This window comes from Methanosarcina mazei S-6, from assembly GCF_000970205.1.
GTDB classification, from domain to species: domain Archaea; phylum Halobacteriota; class Methanosarcinia; order Methanosarcinales; family Methanosarcinaceae; genus Methanosarcina; species Methanosarcina mazei.
This window is the reverse complement of the sequence record NZ_CP009512.1, coordinates 2,192,871-2,214,834: the sequence shown is the minus strand read 5'-3', so window position 1 is coordinate 2,214,834 and position 21,964 is coordinate 2,192,871. Positions and strand designations below refer to the sequence as shown.

At 38.3% G+C, this 21,964-nt stretch carries 14 protein-coding genes and 1 tRNA gene; 5 read left to right on the top strand and 10 right to left on the bottom strand.

The features are described 5' to 3' along the window. Window positions 1–99: 99 nt before the first annotated feature. Window positions 100–1,110 (bottom strand): glycoside hydrolase family 130 protein, encoded by a 1,011-nt coding sequence (locus MSMAS_RS09450; protein WP_011034846.1) that lies wholly within the window; start codon window positions 1,108–1,110, stop codon window positions 100–102. 5 nt (window positions 1,111–1,115) lie between these two features. Then, complete coding sequence (locus tag MSMAS_RS09445; RefSeq protein ID WP_011034847.1) at window positions 1,116–3,500, bottom strand: glycosyltransferase; 2,385 nt, start codon at window positions 3,498–3,500, stop codon at window positions 1,116–1,118. 1,150 nt (window positions 3,501–4,650) lie between these two features. Here MSMAS_RS09445 and MSMAS_RS09440 point away from each other — a divergent pair. Further along, entirely contained in the window at window positions 4,651–6,678 is a 2,028-nt protein-coding gene (locus tag MSMAS_RS09440; protein WP_011034848.1) for a disaggregatase related repeat-containing protein, read from the top strand. 308 nt (window positions 6,679–6,986) lie between these two features. After that, window positions 6,987–7,511 carry a hypothetical protein gene (locus MSMAS_RS09435; protein ID WP_011034849.1) on the top strand — a complete coding sequence of 175 codons (525 nt, stop codon included), beginning with the start codon at window positions 6,987–6,989 and terminating at the stop codon, window positions 7,509–7,511. A gap of 372 nt (window positions 7,512–7,883) precedes the next feature. Here the strand turns inward: MSMAS_RS09435 and MSMAS_RS09430 are convergent, their stop codons facing one another. The 4 genes from MSMAS_RS09430 to MSMAS_RS09415 all read right to left on the bottom strand — a co-directional run bounded on the left by MSMAS_RS09430 (window position 7,884) and on the right by MSMAS_RS09415 (window position 10,094). Further along, a complete protein-coding gene (locus tag MSMAS_RS09430) occupies window positions 7,884–8,291 on the bottom strand; it encodes a DUF1699 family protein (RefSeq protein ID WP_011034850.1) in 408 nt (135 codons plus the stop codon). A gap of 650 nt (window positions 8,292–8,941) precedes the next feature. Continuing rightward, a tRNA-Gln gene (locus MSMAS_RS09425) sits at window positions 8,942–9,014 on the bottom strand. Window positions 9,015–9,309: 295 nt separating this feature from the next. Further along, window positions 9,310–9,711, bottom strand: a complete 402-nt coding sequence (locus MSMAS_RS09420) for a hypothetical protein (RefSeq protein WP_011034851.1) — start codon at window positions 9,709–9,711, stop codon at window positions 9,310–9,312. Between the two features lie 50 nt (window positions 9,712–9,761). After that, entirely contained in the window at window positions 9,762–10,094 is a 333-nt protein-coding gene (locus tag MSMAS_RS09415; protein WP_011034852.1) for a DUF2551 domain-containing protein, read from the bottom strand. A gap of 1,098 nt (window positions 10,095–11,192) precedes the next feature. Here MSMAS_RS09415 and MSMAS_RS09410 point away from each other — a divergent pair. The 3 genes from MSMAS_RS09410 to pap all read left to right on the top strand — a co-directional run bounded on the left by MSMAS_RS09410 (window position 11,193) and on the right by pap (window position 16,041). Next, entirely contained in the window at window positions 11,193–11,705 is a 513-nt protein-coding gene (locus MSMAS_RS09410) for a hypothetical protein (protein WP_230626403.1), read from the top strand. A gap of 1,143 nt (window positions 11,706–12,848) precedes the next feature. Further along, window positions 12,849–12,977, top strand: a complete 129-nt coding sequence (locus MSMAS_RS19775; protein WP_259637130.1) for a hypothetical protein — start codon at window positions 12,849–12,851, stop codon at window positions 12,975–12,977. Between the two features lie 1,552 nt (window positions 12,978–14,529). Beyond that, window positions 14,530–16,041: a polyphosphate:AMP phosphotransferase gene (gene pap, locus MSMAS_RS09405; RefSeq protein ID WP_080503084.1), complete on the top strand. Its 1,512-nt coding sequence runs from the start codon at window positions 14,530–14,532 to the stop codon at window positions 16,039–16,041. A gap of 138 nt (window positions 16,042–16,179) precedes the next feature. Here the strand turns inward: pap and MSMAS_RS09400 are convergent, their stop codons facing one another. From MSMAS_RS09400 to MSMAS_RS09385, 4 genes are all read right to left on the bottom strand, one after another. After that, complete coding sequence (locus MSMAS_RS09400) at window positions 16,180–16,686, bottom strand: response regulator (RefSeq protein WP_011034855.1); 507 nt, start codon at window positions 16,684–16,686, stop codon at window positions 16,180–16,182. Between the two features lie 500 nt (window positions 16,687–17,186). Then, window positions 17,187–17,651, bottom strand: coding sequence for a response regulator (locus tag MSMAS_RS09395; RefSeq protein WP_048037670.1), 465 nt, complete (start codon window positions 17,649–17,651; stop codon window positions 17,187–17,189). Between the two features lie 2 nt (window positions 17,652–17,653). After that, window positions 17,654–20,284 carry a histidine kinase dimerization/phosphoacceptor domain -containing protein gene (locus MSMAS_RS09390; protein ID WP_011034857.1) on the bottom strand — a complete coding sequence of 877 codons (2,631 nt, stop codon included), beginning with the start codon at window positions 20,282–20,284 and terminating at the stop codon, window positions 17,654–17,656. A gap of 111 nt (window positions 20,285–20,395) precedes the next feature. After that, the gene (locus MSMAS_RS09385; protein WP_048037669.1) at window positions 20,396–21,181 is read right to left on the bottom strand and encodes a helix-turn-helix transcriptional regulator; all 786 of its coding nucleotides are present in this window, start codon (window positions 21,179–21,181) and stop codon (window positions 20,396–20,398) included. Between the last annotated feature and the right edge of the window lie 783 nt (window positions 21,182–21,964).

Genomic DNA, 21,964 nt, shown 5'->3' with positions numbered 1-21,964 from the left:
ACTTTTTAGGCGGTGTACTCCAGGCAATCGGAGATAACATGGCAATTCTGATAACTATCCCCTTCTTTATGTTTGGTTATATTTCTTATTCCCACAATTTTATCTGGGAGTAACCTGTTTGTGGCCCTCAAAAAATCTACAGTATTCATCCGGACACTGCTCCTCAGGACATTCATGGATGTACTTCAGAACATCACTGACTTTTGCGGTTGCAAGGGATACGGATGTGTCTGCACTCCCGTAATAAATGCGGATCTCATCATCAAAAAGAACCCATCCGCAGGGGAAAACAACATCATTGACATCTCCGCTGCGTTCATATAGTTCACGTGGACCGAAAATCCAGCCCTCTGACCTGTGGAGCACTTTCCTGGGGTCATCAGGATCAAGGAGAGCCATTCCAAGCCGATAACTTGCTTTGGATGTTGTCTGGCGTACACCGTGATACATAATTAGCCATCCGTCAGATACGCGGATTGGCTGAGGTGATAAACCTATTTTGCGTGCGTCCCACCACCCTCCGTCCCGGGCGTAAAGAAGAACCTCGTGTTCTCCCCAGTATTTCATATCAGGGGAAAACGAGATCCAGATATTTGCTTTTGCCCCTGCAATATTGGACACAGGCCTGTGCAGCATTGCCCATCTATCTTTAAATTTTACAGGAAAGATAGCAGCGTCTTTATTCTCAGGAGGCAGGGTAGGTCCTATCCTTTCAAAAGTCTTGAAATCTTCAGTAAAGGCGAGAGCTGTTAATGGACCGGAATCCGAAAAGGCCGTATATGCCACAGCCCATTTTCCTATTTCATCTATGTAGGTTATACGCGGGTCTTCAATGCCGTATATTTCTTCAGGGTAGTTTACAGGGTCAGGAGCAAAGGTCGGCTCGGGATCAATCACCCATCCGTCTATCCCATTGTCGCTCCTGGCAATAGTAAAGTGAGAAAATCCCCTGTGGTCTTCGACCCGAACCAGCAATAGTGTCTTACCGTCTACTATTACGGCTGCAGGGTTAAAAACAGAATTAGCCTGATAAGGCCAGTCCTCAACTGTCAGTATAGGATTTCTTTTATATCTTACAAACAGCTCTCCGTGGTCTTTCCAGATTGCCATATTATTCACTCCGCCTGATTAACTGAAAGCAGGCTCTTTCTTTTAGGCATAACTTCTTCACTTGCTGCCTGCTGGAATAGTGTGCCGTAAGCTTTGTCTGAATGCCTGTTTAATGAGTTTAAAGCCACGAGATAACAGATTACGGATTCCGCACCCTGGTTGCAGTTCATCCCGTCGCAGTTGAGCCCATCGCAAACCGAACCTGTAGAAGAGTCATACATGGGCGTTCTCAGGCGGTTCCTGCCCAGGAAAAACTCAAAGGAGTACCGTGCAAGCTCCAGGTATTTTCTTTCCCGGATAGTCTCATAAGCTGAAATGTAAGCCTGAGTAAGGTAGCCGGCTTCTATTGGCTGCTGGTCAAAAATCGGTTTTTCACCATTGCAGGAATACCAGCCCTGATTCCCAACAATATCGAAAAAGTCGCCTTTCCACTGTATCTCGGTGAGGAAGTCCAGGGTAGCAAGTCCGACTTTTCTGTAAGTCCGATTTTTGGTGTAGTTGTATGCCAGTATAAGGGACTCACTGAGTTTCGCATTGCTGTATGTGATCGTGGGTTCAAACCAGTTCCAGCCCTCTTTATGATTGCTCTCGTAAAGCTCAACCAGGGAGTCTGCATGGATGGTAAATATGGATTCAAAGGTGTCCCTGTCCACAAGGGCATTTATGGATTTGACAGCGTCCCTGCGGGAAACGAAAGTAGATTCAAATTCGTCTGCATCCACTCCTGCTCTGAGCATCTCATAAAGCCCGCACATGATGTAGGCTTTTGCCCGGGGATAGTTCAGTTTCTCCATATGCGGCTTTGACTTGCTGATGAGTGTGTGTGCAAGTGTGCGTATATTTTTTGAAATATACGGGCAGCTTACCACGTGTCCAAGCCCGTAAACCGCACGCCCCAGAGTATCTTCACTTCCCTCCTTATCCAGAAATTCCCTTTTATAATTCATAAAGTTATGAAAGTGCCCTGTTTCTGTCTGGGCGTGCTCAAGGAAGCTCATGTATGTGGTAATTAATTTCCAGAGCTCTTCGGCTTTTTCCTGACTATCTATGAGCTGGGTCAGTGCAACAAGCCCTCTGCCCACATCATCCGTACTGTACCCGTGATGCCTGGCAGGTACACCCAGATTGCTGTGCTGTATAATGCCCACATCGTCTGTCAGCAGTTTAAGGTAATCAAGCTTAACCTCTGGAGGATGGTCTGGAAGGAAGTTAAATCTGTTCTGTATTCTGGGATAGGTGTTGTAATTCTTCAAAGCCTTGGCAAAAACGGTGTTATACTCTTTACCTATGTTTTTCCAGGTCATTTTTCTGCCAAAATCGTATGCCTTTTTGCGCATTTTGTTACACTCGTCCGGGTTTTCAATCAGGTATAAAAGGGAATTTTTAAAACCATCCTTATCTCCAAAATCCACGAGTATTCCCCGGTCGTCGGCAAGCATTTCCCGAGCATACCAGTAAGGGGTGGATACGATTGCCTTTCCCATGCCTATGGCATAGGTAAGGGCTCCGCTTACTATCTGTTCTCTGGAAAGGTAAGGAGAAGCGTAAATATCGCTGGCCAGGATATAGTTGCAGAGCTCTTCTTTCTCAACGAATTTGTCGTGGAATACCACATTCTTCTCAAGCCCGAGTTCGGAGACACGTTTCTTCAGGTACTCTCTATAAGCTTCTCCGCTATGCTTTTTAACCACAGGATGGGTAGCACCGAGGATAAGGTAAATGAGGCCAGGATATTTGTTTACGACCTCGGGAAGAGCATCAAGCATACTTTCTATGCCCTTGTTCTGGCTCAGGAGTCCAAAGGTGAGGATAAGCGGGGAGCCTTTCACGTTTAGAATCCGTTTATATTTGGCACAGTCATTAAATGGATAGTCAGGTAAGCCGTGAAAAATAACCTCTATTTTTTCGTCCGGAACTTTATAAACCTCTTTCAGCATATCGACTGCGGTCTGGCTCATTACAACCAGTTTTTCCGAGTACTGGATCAATTTTTCCGTGGATGCGCGGTATTCAGGCAGCGGTTCACGGATCACGGTATGCAGTGTAGTAATCACAGGTTTGTTTATCCCTGATAGAAGAGTGAATATGTGATCTCCTGCATTTCCCCAAAAAAGCCCGAATTCATGTTGAAGACACACGATATCTGCATCGGACTGGTTTATAAAATCCGCAGCCCGGTGATAGTCTTCGAGTTTGTTTCTTTCTATTTGAAAAACGACTTCTTCCGGATAATCATAGGTTTCAGACGGGTCATTAAGCGCAATGACCTCACAACGTATATCTTCATGCACTCCGGCGACTGAATTTAAAAGATCAAATGTAAATGTAGCAATCCCACATTCTTTTGGAACATAGGTTCCTATAAACAAAACTTTCAGTTGCTTATTCAACAATTTCCCCCCAATTAGAGAACCAGACAGAACTTTGTGTCAACACTATTTAAAACACTTAATTAAGTATGCTCCCCACCTGATAACACTTAATTAAGCTGTAAATTTAGCTGTACTGCCTGATTTTAACAGTTCTATTTTTTAACTTTATATATTTTTTAACCGTATACTCTGTTCTCAGCTCAATATGTATCAGCCTCGATATTTGGACAAAGACCATATATCCGCAAAGTTTACCTTCGTATCAAATTTAACCTATTTATATTTATCTTAAAATACGAAACTACTTAAAAAACACATAGCTAAATGTTTAAAACATATAGTTAAACTTTATTATTCCTGGCTTTCATCCGCTCAGTTTACTTCTATAGAGCGATTTTGTGATCCTCCATGGACCATCACTTTGCTAAAATTTAGCAAAATGAGTAGCAAAACGTTGACTGGTTATAATAATTGTATTCAATATTATATAATCTTATTTATATATATAATTACACTAGTTGGCTTAAAAAATCTGTGGTTCTTCATTTAAATATTGTAACTCAATAGAAAGTCAAAGGTAACTTTTTTAAAATTAAGCTGCAGAAAAATAGTGTAGGGTAGCTATCATATTTAATATCTATATACTTCTGGCCTGATGTAAACAATAAAATCATTCTACTCCTGTTTATATCTCAAGATCTTTAGTCTGAATCACTGGTTATTTGAATGATTTTCATCCGTATCAATCCGGCTTTAATATTTTTAGTAGTTGCAAAGCCAGCAGTAACATGATTGGTCCAGATCAGTCCGATTTTTTCAGACATCTTTATAATTTAAATCAATAAGTGCCGCAAATATTTTTATAATATAATGTATAAAGTACAGTATAACTTGGATAATTAATTTAGGGGGACCTATATAAGTTATTGATACTGTTTGCAACCGGGATATCCGGTCCAGACAGGAAAATTAAATCCTTTAAAAAATCCTGCATTATTTGTCCAGACCAAAAACCAGTATTGTATTTTCGGGTCTGTATCCGTTTTAAGGTTTCTTCTGGAGAACAATTATTCAGGCAGTGGACACTGTCTGCAGGATGGAGATTTTCTGACTACTATCTATATTTTTTGATTATTAAGATCTTAAATTTACTTAATATTAATTTCAGGTGATAATTCTGCTTAACCGTAAATCAGTAATAATTTTTTTAGTAATTTGCTTCGTCCTGTCAGGTTTCTCAGGCGCTTCAAGCGCTGGTTCTGCACCTGTTGTCTATGTGGCAGGAGACGGCAGCGGCGATTATAATTGTGACGGAAAAGATGACCATATACAGATAAATCAGGCACTCAAATACGTTTCTGAGAACTCAGCATATACAACTGTCCATCTCAAAGGTCCTTTCACATACGTAATAAATGAGACTCTTCTGATAGGCAACAATACAATTCTTGAAGGGGACTCCGGCGCGAAGATAAAGCTTGTAAGTAATGCTAACTGGGATGTCAAAAAACCGATGATGAAGGAGAGAAGTTCAGGCAGCCATGATATTACTATCCGGGGTTTTACGATAGACGGAAACAGGGAAGGAAACACCAATGTAGAGAGTGGAAAGGGTTACCACAACCTTATCCACCTGAAAAACTGCCAGAACATAAATGTATATAATATGAATTTGACCAGCAATCACGGCGACGGCCTGAAAACAGACAGCTGTTCGGGCATAAAGCTCCATGACAGCACTATATACCGGCTCGGACACGACGGGCTCTATGCCAGCAGCTGTTCGGATATCGAGGCTTATAATAATACGATAACCTGCAGGACAAACAGTGGGCTCAGGCTTTACAATTCCAATAGAGCACGTCTGCATGACAACATAATCACATCAGACGGTTCTGGAGGAGCGGGAATTGAAATCCAGAAGTATAATTCTCCCGTTATGGACGATATTGAAATCTATAATAACGTGATATACAAAACTGCCCGTGTGGGGATGTGGATTTTCGGAGCAGGATCTTACCCTGACTCATCGGCAGATCTCCACATTCACCATAACCAGATATATGATACCGGGACAAAGTCCAGCAGCATCATAATAGGTGGAATAATTTCCGACGGATTCAACGCTCTCATTGAGAACAACGTGATTGACGGAGTCTACGGAGCTGGAATCGTACAGAAAAATGTGTATTCTTCAGCGCCTTCAGGCTCAGGTTACGTACTTACATTGAGAAACAATATAATTACAAACTCCAGATCTTCTTCAGGAGGAAGTGGATGTGGGGTGTCTAACGAATTAACAGGTACACATTCTTTTGTCCTGCAGAACAATTGCTTCTACGGAAATGAAGCTGGAAACTGCAAAAATGTCCAAGTTTCATCTTCCGATATAAAAGCAGACCCCCGGTATGCTGACAGGAATAACCATGACTACCATCTTAAATCAAATACGGGAAGGTGGAATGGGAAAAGCTGGGTGAATGACGGTATAAATTCTCCCTGTATAGATGCAGGATACAGCCTCTCGGACTATTCTGCCGAACCTCAGGACAACGGGGGCAGGATTAACATCGGGGCTTACGGAAACACGAAATATGCTTCCAAATCCGGATCAGCAGGAGATCAGGCAGCAGGAAAGGTCTATGATAACCGCCTTCGTGAAGCTTCCCCAGAAGCTGTTTTTCAGAATACTTCTTTTATTGATATCGGCGGGATGAGTACGGGCAGGTACAGGGATGCAATGTGGTTTGACCTTAGCAAGTACGAAACCTCAGCAGAAATTGATAATGCAACTCTTTCCCTCTACTGGTATTATCCCGCAGGAAAAACAAGACCTGAAGATACCGTAATAGAGGTTTACAGGCCTGCCTCTGCCTGGAACCCTGATTATGTGAGCTGGAATAAGAGAGACAGAGGAATTGCCTGGAAAAATCCCGGAGGAGACTGGTACGATAAAAACGGAGTCCTTCAGGGCAGTACTCCGTATGCCACGGTAACTCTTAAGAGCAGCACTCTTCCTGACAACAAATATTACAAGCTTGATGTAACCGATCTCATAAATGAGTACATAGGCGGAAAATATGTAAACACCGGTTTTTTAATAAAAGCTCGCACTGAAAACAATAATTACATAGCTTTTTACAGTATGGAGGCAGGAAGTGAAAACCAGCGTCCTAAATTGGACCTGAAAACATAATCCGGTTTCAACAATTATTTAAGGAAAAGTTTTACAGGGTGCAGGATAGTACAGGAAAAGGATAGTACAGGTGAAGAATAATACAGGAAAAGGATCAGTATATTTGATTTCAAACTTTTAAGGAATATAAACTTAATTTAACTTATTTTCCTCCTTTCTTTTCTACAGCTGTCTTTTCCTTCCTTTTTTTCTTATTTCAATTTCTCGTCCCTGAAAATTCGGATTTATTTTGGCCATAACTATGAAAAAATTTAAGAACCTAATGTTGCATATACAGTTAAACTATAATTTAAATGTTGGCGATTGATATGGCAACCAGTGAAGCAAGACAGAAGGCTAATCTAAGAAGAATGAAAGAATTAATGGAAGAAATTGAAAACACTATAGATGATTCTGCTTTGATTGACGAATTAAATGAGCTTATGAGAAAACGCTATCCACTGTCTTTGAAATGGCATCTGATTATATTTAAAAGTGAAGTCGAGAGGAGTTTAAAGTTTCTGGAAGATATAAGAAAAGAAGAAATGAAAATAGCTGGCAAAAATAGAAAACAGGGAAAAGGGCCAAAAGAGGGCCTGAAACAGATTTATTATAAATCCTCAGATATTCCGGGCGCATACAGACTTGATTATTGTCTGGTATATGATACAGATATTAACCAGTATAAATGGCTAAGATGCAACACCCCAAGAAATACGAGAGCAAAGGTTTTCACAATTCCAAAATCGATGATTGGAGAAGATAGGCTCCACTGGAGTGAAGAAACAAAACAGAAGTGGGGAGAAGACAGTATCGGGCAGATGGAACTGGTTGAGAGGGCTATAAACAATTAAAAGTTCTCGTGTCATACCTACGTGCATTGAAGTCCACCAGCGTAAGAGAACTTATAAAACCGGCTGTATAATACCATTATATAAGGTTAATAAGGGTTCTCAGGGCCGGGATGAAGCAAAAATCTGAAAAAGTAAGAATCCAAATCTGAAACATAGAAAGGATTTAAATCTGAAATTTAGTTTTCCGTATTAAAACAGAGTATTCTTGTAAATTGATCTAAATTAAATGTTGAAATTTCTTGGATTTTCAGGAGAGGACTGCTGAAGAAGAGATCCTGCTGGAGAGTATATTTGTAGTTTGTAGTGCGGAATCGATTATCTATACATTCCAATCTCCAGCAGATCTCAGGGATCATACCTTTTCTGTGCAGATCAGGCAGGTATTTCCTTATTCATAATATAAGCAACCATCTCAGGGTTCAGTTTGCTTTCCCTTGAAACTTTTCTCTCTATTTCTTCAGCAGCTTTTCCTTCTGTTTTCATATCTTTTATCTTTTCAATAACCGAGGAAGGAATTGCATAGTATTCGTTTATGTCTTTCCTGTGACCCCAGACATCTCCCTCAAGAAGCTGAACCCTCTGCATCTGAAGGAACATGGCTATGGACTTTGAGACCGTGCGTTTGTAGGATTTAGGTAGCTGTACTACCTCAATCCTGGGGCAGGTTTCAACAAGTCCGAAGATATCTTTGTTTGATGGTCTGAAAGCCAGGTGAACAAGACGCTCATTCGGATTAAGTGTAAAGATTTCTTCCCTTGTACTGACTACTCTTATTCTCATGTTTTTCCCCCGCTATAAGCTGTTTTGTGGTTTTACTTTATAATTGTATTATGTTTTTACTTCAGTATTATATTACATATACTTATTATAAATAGTTATCTCATTAAGCTAATATTATTTTGGTAGTATATGCGCCAGTTTACTCATATGGTGAAGGTGAAAAAATGATTAAAAAGCTTTTTATCCTTTAAAAACCATTTTAAAGGCTATTTTTTGATTTCTTGATAAGTTTAAACCTAACTTTTGCGAAATATCAAAAGAAAAATATTTAGTTAAACTATGTAAATTATTTATGCATAATTCCAAAATATTTTTGTATTCTCACAAATTATTTTCGTTTTTTACAGAGACTTGCAGGCAACATTAATGTTTTTCTGCAAGGCACAAAAAGAAAAATACAACAAAGTAATGAATAGATAATTAAAAGCAAAAGAAAACAAAAAAGACATAAGAAAACAGAAGAAAGCCATAAGAAAATAAAAAAATCATAAGAAAGTGAAAGAAAGCCAGAAGAGAGTAAATGCAGCAAAAAAACTATATGAACGCAAAAAAGTCATAAGAATATCAAAAGATTTTAAGAAACCAAGCGAAGTTTAAAAAAGATAAATTGCTTAAAGTTTGGGATTTAACAGTGTAAATAAAAGTGTGTATAGCCCGGCACGGATTCGAACCGAGGTTGCAGGATCCAGAGTCCCGCATGATTGACCACTACACTACCGGGCTTCGATGATTTTTCGCTGTGGGGCGTGATTCTTGCGCCCTGAAGCGTATCTTCTAAAGGAGTATTTTATATATATAGCTTTCGGCTGGATGCCTGCAGATATGTTAAATGTGCGGCAAAAAAGCATCTGACAATAAATTTTGTAGAAAGTTAAATCTATTGAAAAATAACTCTCCTGCGCCTTCCAGAATGAGCAAAATATAATCTCAGGTTGAAAAGATTATCTAAGATTAAAAAAGATTATCTAAGGTTAAAAAAATAATCTCAGGTTAAAATAAGTAATTCTTTTGGTACAGATCAAAGACTTTCTTCTGGCTGCTCAAGGACAGCGGTCCACCACCAGCGTGCCATATCAATAAGGTCTTTTGAAAACTGGCCTGAAAGTCGATACTCTTTATTTTTGATGGAAATTAGCCCTGCGCCGAGGAGCTTGTTTCTCATTGCATAAAAGGAGGCACGACCTATCTGCAGTTCTTCGAGAACAGCCTTCCATTCATCGGTCCGGATAGCATTACCTGCCGCCTGCCGTTCTTCAACCATTGTAAGAAATTTCCGGCCCCGGACAGCAGTGGCGTCTTCCTGAAAAATACGCCGCATAAGGTTGTAATAAGGGTCCCTTGAATGGCTTACACGGGTATTGGCGTCTGACCGTACAACAATGGTAGTTGCTGTTCTGGGTGCGTTTTTTACAATTGACATTGTCTATCAGAAACCAGGTGAAAATGAGAAATGCCGGAATATTGATTTTTTCAGGCTGTGGAGTCATTTATTGTCTTTTCAGGCGATGCAACTATTTTCATAATCAGGTCTATGTATTCCTCTCTCAGGAGATAAACCATGGGGGTTTTATAGGACTCCTTATGTGCTCTCAGTATTCCAAGTTTTGAATGTATGTACCCTACCATGGATGCTACTGTATTTCTTGATACATTGTATTTACTTGAAAGCATTTCATGAAGCTCGTCAATAGTTGCTTTCTTTACCTTGATGAAGATACACAGTATAGCCCTTCGATATCCATTGGAATCAACTTCAAGGAATTTCTCTAATCTGGATTTAATTTTAGCTCGGATGGATACCATAATTACCACCTTTACTGATGTAGTAAACTATCTCAGTTATAGCTCTATATATAGGTTTGTAAATTTATTCGTCCTGATGTAAATGGATATTAAAGCTCCTGCTCTTCAGGCAATATTAGGTGCTTCAAGTTTCAACCCTGTGTATGATATGTTCTTTCTTCAATATATCACTTTTTATCATCCATTCACACCGTCTTTGCACCTGGGATTCTCTCGGAATTGGCTTACCTGGAGATCTATCCTTTCATATTTTCCATTTTTAGCTGCCCTGTTTTATAAAGTATTATTCTTATTTTCAGAGCTGAAAAAGTCTTCGAATTTCCTGCCAGAAATTTGAATACTTACACAATATATTTACTTAATAACATTATTATTTTCTTACAATCATATATATTAAGCTTGTGTTCAATACTCCAAAATCGATTAAATTTATATTATTAATATAACGCAAAATCCGCTTTTCTGTTTGTCTAGGACATTTTTCAAACCGATTCTGCGTTCTGCTAGAAGCAGCAAAACCTTAGTATGCTATTGATTTTTGATTTCGCTTTTTCGTAATAGTGTAATAAATCTTTTTCTTCAAGTGAAACCATTACATATAAAAAAGATGTTTAAAAATCTATCGTTGAATAAATTCTCAAAAGTTTTTCTTATTGGATGGGGGACAATCAAAAAACAAAAATCTGATCTATACTCAAGTAAGCTGGCTTACGTCGTGCAAAAGTAATTTTTAGGAAAACATATAGTTTGTATAAATTTTGAATCCAGAAAAAGTAGATTGTTGGATATATTGCTTAAGAACGCTTCATCAAAACTAAAAACTATAACTAAAATTTAGGTCAAAAACGTGGAAAAATTATGCAGGTATTGTGTAACTTATTTTTGTTACTATTTTGCTCATAGTGATTTTTTCACCCGGTGTCACTCATATAGAAATTTGTGTTGGTGATGAATTGGTTTTATGATTTGTAAAAAGTATGCAAAAAAGTCCTGTTTTTTATTAATACTCCTCAAAAACGAAGAGTATCTATACCCGATTAATATTAATAGGGTTACGACCTTAGACAGAAATCAAAGAGGAATTAACACCATCCTGGAATGAAAAAATTTGCGTTCAGGGGCTCGGCCTCTTCAGGAGCGGACGACATGGAATATAAGTACGACCTCAATGAAAAAGCACTTTACATCGAAGAAAACCGGATACCTGCATACAGCATGGAAAAAAACGAGATTGGCAACTGCACAGGCTGTGACTCCATTCTCATGAGCCTCAGCTATCACACTGCCGAAGAAAATATATTGGTCGTAACAAAATGTGCTTCCTGTGGTGCCTTTTATGCAAATATTTATGATTCCGACTGGAACTGGGTGGATGAGGCTCAGATCTCACTGCTTCCGATCCCGATTCCTATAAGCAACCCTGTGGTTGACAGCTGGGAAGACCTTAAAGCCATACCTATTAAAAAGCTGGAGGCTGTTTTTTCAAAAGGAGAAATAGAAGCTCTTTTTGCCAGGGCAAGAGATAATACTCCGATCCGCCAGTACCTTTACCGGGCCCGCAAAAAATATGGACTTTTTGAAGAAATTTTTAATTTGAAACTGGAATTCTGATTCTGTTACATAAAACTTGTATAAAAATATCTTTTGTGGTATTTCTCAGGTAGAACACTGACAAAAAACTTAGTTTAATATAATAATTAATATTAAGTTACTTGAAATTTAAAAGATTAATTCCCAGATTTGCCATGTAATAACTATGTAATAAAAATTTGTTCAGGGCAAACATGTGCTATAGTTCAAATTCTCACTGTTTATAATTCAAATTCGCACTATTAATTCACTATTAATTCTCCTTTAATGGCAGATCTCTGATACTCGATGAATAAAAATCTGCGTCATCAAAAATTTCCTTTAACAAAAATCTCTCTGACAGTTAATTATTAAACTCCTGTAAGGAAAAAATCTTCTGAAAATCAGATTTCGCTAACAGGTCCCGCCGCTGCTGAATAAAAAACTGTTTATAGCTGCCTGGCAATAACGGATAATCTAACTAAGAAATGAGAATATAACTGAAAAATGAGAATATAATTGAAAAGAGCCTTCCTGATTTAAAGCAAAAATTAAAAGCTCTTGAGATATCGTTTCGCTATGCATAATTACTGTGTTACTGTTATATTATTATCATATTACCGTTAGTTGCTGTTTGTTTTTGAGTAGTGGCTTCAAAAACTGATAATGATAAAATTATTTACAAAATATTTTTATATCCTTCTATATTTTGCCTTATTATATTTTATAGATGCTATTTTTAATATTTTTTATGATTGTTAAGTATTTTTTATCTATATGTTTTAGCATGTTTTTAATTTGAATAGTGTAGAGGTCATGGTACAAATCATAATATATAAAAATACCCTGATATTGTATTATTTTTTTATAAAAAATATATTTTGTTAGTTAATTTTATCGAGTCTATACAAATAAATTAAAAAATAAAAGGAATTCTGTGAAATTAATTTATTGAATTTATAATTTTGCCTAACTTTTTAACTGCTTCTAGATGCTATAATTTATGTTTCCAAACAAAATCTGAATTTTTTAATATTAAACACTCCTTATAATTATCTTTATGCATAACGTCTGCTCTTGATTTAAAAGCCGAACTTTGAGAAAGACCTGCCATAACAGACAGGATATAATGAAAAATTTATTCTTATACCATATGTGAATGAATTTTATCAGAGGTGAAATTTTATGCGAAACACCCAATTTTGTGAACTCGGTTATTCCATGGACTATATGAATACGCCATATTTGACCGATAACCGCCTTATTAACTATGAAACAATAGTAAGGAAAAACAATCCTGAAAAATATGCCTGATGATTCCTACATATTATATGAATAAGTAATGATAGGATTTTTATTAAGAGGTATTAAGGGTTATATTTGCAAATAGTCAGTTATTTTTAGCTATATTCCATGATTATTTTAAAAAATTTCTTTGGACGATTTTTCTTCTATGCGTTTTTACTCTACTTTGAACAAAATAGTCTACACTATCTGATCAAAAAAATATATTATAAATATAGCATAATAATTCAAAATATGCACATAATTGTTTGATATTTTTGCTAAAAATCCCTGTAAAAGTAGTAGTTTAGTAATATACAATAGCCTATAGCTTATTTCTCAGATATTTCTTTATATTAAACCTCCTAAAATATCTATAATTAATATTAGCTTAATTTTTAGCTACTTAATAAATTATATATTCCTATTTTGTAAGTTATGTATAAAAAGTTATATTTATTATATTTAATATATCTAAAAGCTGACGTCATTCTAATTATATTGATCTTAATTACATATATTCAATAATAGTTATTATAAATTAATTTTATATTTTAAAATATCTAATTCAAAATATTTTTTAAAAAAGATAATTTTTAATAACATTAATTGTTAATCTTATTGTAAGTATATATTATAATGCCTATAAATGAATTAAAGTATTATTAACACATGTACTGAATTATGTCTTTTAAATAGTATAATCGTTTAATATGGAAAAAAGAATGAAATTATGGTAGCTTATAAAAAATTATATTTCAATATGTGTTATGTATAGGAATGTAGGTAATTATTTATAAACACACATTATAATACATATTCTTTTTAATGTATGTTTTTTGGGATATTTTGAGATCTGAAATTGATCAGTTATGTAAAATACATAATATATAGAATATATTGTTTTTTTGAAGATATTTAAAAAAAGCCCAGGTTTGATATGTTAATATCGAACTATATTTATAATTTAACTTTTAGTCTCAATAGTGTAGACCAGGCGAGTCAAAATAGCTGTAAAAAGTATATTGGTTAATTAATACTCAGCTTTACTATTTTTTCCTTAAGTTTAATATATAAAATTAAGTTTGGGCATTATCCTTATAAATTGACTGCTTTTTAATGGCTGAAAAATTGCTCTTTATTTTTCAGGTAAAAAATATTCTCAAACAAAAATTTTAAGCGCATGTTAATTTGTTCCGTCTCAAATAATCTCCTGATGTCTTAGACAATCTCCTATTATTTTTTCATTTTTTATTCAACTCTTTTTATTATCTCATTCTCCAATCTATGTTAAAAATTTAAATAATTGGCGGGAGTATTACATTAGATATTTGTAATAGATGTTTTGTATCAGTGTAATAATCTTAATTAGCACATTTAATCTTAATTTAGCTATTTATTATTGGCCTGAAAGGCAGGTAGGCATGAAAATAATTGGATATAATTATAAACTTTGTACTATATGATAAATAAAATATATTTTATAATAAACTGAAATGTATCAGTTATTTCGTCTGTCTAATATTTCTCCCGATATGGAGAAATGAAAATCATCACTTTAAGAACAGCAGGGGGCTAAAGAATTCTTGAAAATGTTGACCTTTCCCGGGAAATAACTAATGGGGAATACAAGCAGAGTATGAAAACACTTCAGGTTAAGCTGGGTGAGCTTCAACGGAAGGCATGGGAATTAAAAATACCCATTATAATTGTTTTTGAAGGCTGGCACGCGTCAGGAATGGGAGAGGACATCAACCGTTTCATACTTCCCCTGGACCCGAGAGGCTTTGATTTCCATACGATGAGGAGGCCCTGCTATAAGGAAGAATTAAAGCCTTTCCTGCTTCATTTCTGGTCCAGGATCCCTGTCAGGGGAAGAATAGGAATTTTTGATCGGAGCTGGTACAGCAGGGCAGTAATTGAGCTATTTGCTAAGGAAAAAAATGAAGATGCTCTCGAAAAAACGCTCGAAGAACTGACCTATTTTGAGCGACAGCTTTCGGATGACGGGTACCTGATACTCAAATTCTTTCTGCATATCAGTGAAAAAGAGCAGAAGGAGCGCTTTAAGGAAATAAAAAAGAGAGGCATACCTCTCATTCTTGAAGAATATAAAGATAAAAACGGGAAAGACCTTGAATTTATTGAAGGCTATGAAGAATATCTGCCTGTTGTTGAAAGGATACTCGAAAGAACCGATGTGCCTTACGCTCCCTGGACAATAATTGAGGCAAATGACAGGAACTTTGCAGTTTTAAAAATAATGTCAAAGGTTGCCGGTGCGATTGAGAAATGTATTGAAAAAGTAACGCGCACACCGGGGGAGCAGACAATAAAATACCTGGACATGGCAAAAGAAAAGCTCCCTGCCCTTGACGGTTCAGTCCTGGAAAAGGTAGACCTGTCAAAAAGTATTACCCTGGAAGAGTACAGAGAATCAAAAAAGCTCTTTCAGGAAAAAATTGAAAACCTTCAGTACGAACTGTTAAAAAGAAAACGTTCTACAGTTGTCGTTTTTGAGGGCTGGGATGCTGCAGGAAAAGGGGGAAATATTCACCGCCTTGTTGAAGAGCTTAACCCGAGGCTTTACAGGGTCGTGCCTGTAGGTTCTCCAAATGATTATGAAAAAGCCCACCAGTACCTCTGGCGCTTCTGTAGTGCAACCCCCATGGCAGGGCACATGACCATTTTTGATCGGAGCTGGTACGGGCGCGTCCTTGTGGAGAGAGTGGAAGGGTTCAGTACGGAAGAAGAATGGGGAAGGGCTTACAGAGAGATAAATGAGTTTGAAAAAATACTTTATGACTCAGGAGCAATTATCCTGAAGTTCTGGCTGCATATAGATAAGGAAACCCAGCTGGAACGTTTTGAAAGCCGGCTTACTGACCCTGAGAAACGCTGGAAAATCACGGAAGATGACTGGCGGAACAGGAACCGCTGGGACGATTATGAAATCGCAGTCAATGAAATGCTTCAGAAAACCAGCACCTTAGGAGCTCCCTGGATTGTCGTTGAATCAAATGACAAAAGGTATTCCAGAATAAAAGTCCTTAAAACGGTAGCCGAAGCCATTGAAAAAGAACTTGGAACCTGAATGTCCGGGGTGAGCCAGAAAACCATTTTAAGGTTTAAACCATATTAGAAGCCTGAAATGCTTTAAAAAAGGAAAAAGAAGTATGCTTAAGTATTTAAGTATATTAAATATCTATTTTGCTTAAATATCATTTTGCATTCAAAGTCGTTCAGTACACTTAACGGATTCGGAAAGTTTTTCGGGCGTTTTTTCACTTTTTTTGAGAGCATGTTCAGGGTTCCTTAAGGGATTTTCAGCATTAAGGGAACTTCTTCCAGGCTCATTTTTTTCCATCCTCTGCCTGCGCATGGCCACATCAATGCTCTTTTGCAGGTCTTTTTCGTCAAACGGCTTCACGATATATCCAGAAGGTCCCGTTTTCCAGGCACGTTCCACTATTTTGCTTTCCGAACAGGCAGTCAGGTAAACCACAGGGATACCAAAGCGTACTTTGATCTCTTTTGCAGCCTCTATCCCGTTCATCTCCCCTTTAAGCATTATATCCATAAGCACAAGGTCAGGAAAGCTGCTTTCCGCTTTATTAATGGCTTCTTCTCCCGAGGAAGCAACGCCTGCCAGTGTGTACCCCAGATTCTTCAGCATGCGCTTTATTCCCATGGCGACAATATATTCGTCTTCGACAATTAGAATTCGTCCTTCTGGCATTCACTACACCTTCGTTTTGTATCCCAGCATCCTGATCGTTTTTATTCCCCGGTTTTCCCTGCTGAAATTGCTCATTTGACAACCAGTACCTTTATCAATCTTTCTATCAACTGGATACAAAATCCTATTCTTTTCTCAAAAAACGCCCTGTATTACAACTAATAAAAGCAAATAAAAACTCCTGATCAAATAAAGATTCATCCCGGATTTTCTTCATATACATCGTTTCTATATTCCTGGAACTATATAGCCTCCCCTCTGCGGTATTGACAGAAGGAAGCAGATTATTTGAGACCCCTGTCCCTGGCAGGACGGACAGGTAATGACAGAGGATATGGGATATTTTAAAGCTATTCAAATTTTTAACCGGGAAAATAGATTCAGATAAAAAAAGACTGCCGGAAGAAAAAAATCCCGCAAAGCAGTTCCAATAAATTTTATATAATTAATAAAAGTTATTGAATGAAAGAAGAACCCCACAGGGAAAAAGGTAATTTACCTTATTTTTTCTCTTCAACTTCTTTGATTTCTCCTTCTTCAATTTCTCCTTCAATTTCTCCTTCAATCCCTTCTTCAATGTCCTTTTTTTCTTTCCTGGATCTGTGCAGAGCTATTTCGATATTGCTGTAAAGGTCTTTTTCATCAAACGGCTTCACGATATATCCGGAGGGCCCTGTTTTTTTCACTCTCTCAAGAATATTGCTGTCTGAATAAGCAGTTAGATAGACTATGGGCACATCAAAGCGCTCTTTTATCTCTTTTGCAGCCTCCACGCCGTCAAGTTCACCTTTAAGCATTATGTCCATCAATATGAGATCAGGAAATGTACTTTCGGCTTTGCTTATGGCATCTTTTCCGGATGACGCTACACCTGTAACCGTGTATCCCAGGCTTTTTAGCATACGCTTTATTCCCATAGCAACGATATGTTCGTCTTCAACAATCAAAATTCGTCCTTCTGCCATTCTCACACCCTGGTTTTATACTTCAGCTCCTGAAAAATAATTTTGAACCCGGTTCCCCTGCTGGTATCAAGTTCTATGCTTCCGTTAATCTGGTCAACAAGTGCAGTCACAAGCTGGAGCCCGAGGGAATCCGTATCTCTAAAGTCAAGACCTTCAGGGAAGCCTCTGCCATTGTCCCTTACAATAAGAGTGAGCCTATCCTCTGCTTTTCTGTCCTCTGCTTTTTTATCTTCCTGTAATCTGCTGATACCATTAAAGTCTGTTTTCTCGCTCATAGCCACTTTAGCTTCTGCATTATTATAATTTTCTGTATAAAGATTACCTCTTTCGTTTCTATGCAGCCGGATGCAAATTTCTCCGTCCTCTCCTTTGGAAAAAGCATGTTTAAGAGAGTTTGAAACCAGTTCGTTTATAATAATGCCCAGGGGAACCGCAGTGTCCATTCCGAGGAATATGTTTTCAATATCAAGCCTAAGACTCACGTTTCCATCGCCCACGGAATAGGAATGGAAGAGGTAGTCTGAGAGGTCTTTGATATAATCTGCAAAGTCCACACTTACCATATCTTCGGACTGGTAGAGTTTTTCATGCACGAGGGCCATTGACTTGACTCTGTGCTGGCTCTCTATAAAGGCTTCGATTACCTTTTCATCGCTGAAATTGCCTGATTCGAGATAGAGAAGGGTTGAGATTACCTGGAGGTTGTTTTTAATCCTGTGGTGGATCTCTTTCTTATGAATCTCTTCTATCTGAAGGAGGGCTTCTTCAGCTTTTTTGTGTTCGGTTACGTCAAGGATAACTCCCTGGAGGTGGACTTCGCATCTCTCATCCCTGTGGATAAACGTTCTTTCATCCACCCAGCGGACCTCTCCGGATCTGGTCAGAACCCTGTATTCCGAATTATAGAGATTACATCCTGACTCCACGTTTCTGGCAAGCTCTTCCTGGATCTTTTGGAGGTCTTCCGGATGTATGATATTTTCATAGAAAACTCTCTTTGAAATAAAATCTTCAACTTCATATCCTAAAAGGCTAACATTTTCCGAGACAAATTCCGCAGGCCAGCCTGGTTCGTATTTCCATAAAAACACAATTACAGGACTGTTGTTAATGACCCTTTCCATCTCTTCTTTAAGCTTGTTGGAATGTTCCAGCTCCATTGCATAATCCAGCAGGGCTTTTTCCGCTACTCTCCTCTGCATGGTGATAAGGTCGAGTACCCTTCGAGTCTCTTCGATCCCATCCGTAAGGAGCTTGAAATCCCCCTGCCCGTGCACGGAGATCTCACGCTTAAAATCATAGTTCTGAAAAGCTGTCAGGACAGCATTGGAGTCATCTATAATCATATTGAGGGTCTCGGAGAACTTGTCAAGAGTGTCCCCCAATTCCCTGAACTCTCCCTGGACATCCACATTAACCCTTTCTTTTAATTCCCCTTTCGCAAGGGCATTGGTGACCCGTATGGTTTCCCGCACAGGGACAACAACAGCTTTAAGAATCTCATTCAACCCCGTAGGTATCTCCTGAAAATCAACTTCCACATCGGTATTTGCCCTCACATCCAGCTTCCCTTTAACAGCCTCCTGTGCGATATTTTTGAAATCATCAACAATATCATCAATAGGTCTTGTAATGGACCTGGCAATCATATGAGCGAGAGCAGCCATAAACAGGATTGAGATGGCAGAGATGATGAGAAGCCGGTCCCTCAGGTCCTTCACTCCGGCAAGCATTTCCTCTTTGGGAACGACAAGCACGAAAGAAAAATCTCCTGTTTTTACGGGCTCGTAAAACATTATCACGGTTTTGCCTGTTATAGGGTCCTTAATTTCAACATGCCCTCCTATCCCCTCGCGGATGTCAGATGCAGCATTTTTTATCTCTTCCACATCAAAGTCAGAGAGGCTTTTTTCTCCAATCCAGTTTTTCTGTGTGGGATGAGAGAGAAAAATTCCCGTATTGCTTACCATGAAAGCATATCCGGTATCAAAAGTGCGTATACTGCTTGCTACATCGTCCACGTACTCAAGAGGGACGTCCACACCGGCTATCCCTGCAAATTCCCCGTTTTTAAAAATAGGCGAGTCATAGCTTACCATGAATATTCCTTCATAAAAATAAGGTTCTGTCAGGGTATCTTTTCCGGTCGTTTTTGGAAGCTGATAATAATCAGAGGAATCGTAATGGACAAGAGGTTCGATGATCACAGGTCCATTGATTTTGTTGCAGTAAGGTACAAACCTGCCTGTTGAATCGTGCCCTGGAGCATTAATATAGTTTTTATCCCTGCCGTCAAAAGCATCCGGCTCATAACCCAGATAGACGCCTATAAGCTGTGGGTTCTCGTTAAGTATCCTTTTGATAATGCTCATTGCCTCTTCCCTGTCCTGGGACCCGTACTCAGCCATGGTGCAGGCAAGTGTCCTTGCAATAGCCTGGTTTGCCTCCATCTGTGCATCAAACTGATTTGCATAATTGCCTGCCATCTCGATAGATTTCTCATATGCAAGCTTTTCTTCCTGAGAGGTCACGGTCCCTATTATAACAGCAGTGGATACGGCAAGGATAAGGAAAACTCCAACAACAATAAAAATAACCAGCTTGGGTTTCAGGGGGACATTTTTTAACCTCATATTACTGGACTCCCGTAAATCAGGGTTTTGGGAAAGATTCAGCATGGGACGCTAACCAGCTGCTTTAAAAAGCCGGGGAAATTCTGGGGGATTAAATAATTTAAAGGGGAATTAAATATCTGTGACTTTTCTGGCTGACTTTTTATAATGCTTGAAAAGCTCCCTGCCCCAGCAAAGGGCACTTTCATCAAAGCTCATCACCTTTCTGTGGTCATATTTCCCCTGCCTGTCGAAAAGGCAAAGGTACATGAAACGGTCAGTAACGGCGATGGTAGGAATATTGAGGCTTTCTTCACAGACCATTACTGTTGTGTTTTCGGACTCGAGGAGAGACCTGAGCTCGTCGGGGGTCTCATTTTTCAGCCTCTCGAACACGGATTCTGTCAGTACGAGTTCAACTTCGGCTTTGCTCTTTGCAAGTTTTGAATAAAGCGAAGGGTAAAGGGGATGATAATACGAAAGGGAACTCAGGATGCTCCTGGATTTCATAATGTTTTCCGTAAACTCCCTCGGAAGGTCAAAAAGGTGGTTCAGGTCAGGCTCAATTACCATACATTCCCCGAGCTCTCCAAGGCGCATGAACAGGTTGTGGGGTATGGCGCTCACATCACGGCTTGCCCAGTATTCCTTATTTTCCTCGATAACCTCAAGGGTATTCAGGAGAGGGAGCATGTTCCCTACAACCAGTGTCCCGATGTCGGAAAGCTCGTAGGTGTTTCCATTCTGGAGAATTAACCCCTGCTTATTCAGGATCTTTATCTGGGGCATCATTGCTTTGGAATTTACGTTGAGTGACGTCTTTATCTGCTCAATGTCCCTTGGTCCTTCCATAAGCAAAAGGAGGAGGTTTTTTCTTTTTTCAGAAAGCCATATAGTATCGCATAAAGAGGAGCTCATTGCTAGTTCTTACTATAAATAAACTTTTATTAATATGTTATGTCTCGTATTTCCGGTAGACTAAAAATTAACTGAGTGCCAGTTTAACTGGAATTGCTGTTAAACAATCCCTCCAATTTCGAGGATTTTAAGCCTTTCAAAAAATTTAATGACATCGAAAACTCCTGCGTGAGAAGATTATCCTTTTACTCTTTCCTTTGCATGAGAGTTTTGACAGGGCATTACAGGTTGGGCTAAATATTATTGAGACAATAAAACTATTCAGGCGCAGAAAAACAAAACGGTAAAAGCACATTTAACGCGGTAAAAATGTGCATAATCTAAAATTGGCCGGAGTATCGGCCGGAAAAAATGGCAAGAATAAATGCTGTCGCATCCTCAAAATGAGAACCTCAAAATGAGAAACCTCCATTGAAGGAATAAAATCAGTTCCGGAAAATTAAATACGAGGAACAAAAAGAAGCAGGCCGATAGCTGATATCTAATGGCGGTCAGCTTTCGTTACTGCTTCTATTCTGCAATTGCATTACGAGTATCCCGGGAGAGTAGCAGGTGGGAATGCTATTCTCTTCAGGGCTCTCAAAAACTATTCTCAAAAGACAATACTTTTTTCAGGATTTATCTGTAGTTTCAGGTTATTGATCCGGATTTATTCTGCTTTTTCTGAGTTGTTCGAAATTAATGCCTGTTCTTTTTCATATTTTAAAATTTAAAGTATTTATCTTTCTAATCTACCTTTACAATTTAGTTCGCCAATTTAAAATCTGATCTTTTCAGATTCAA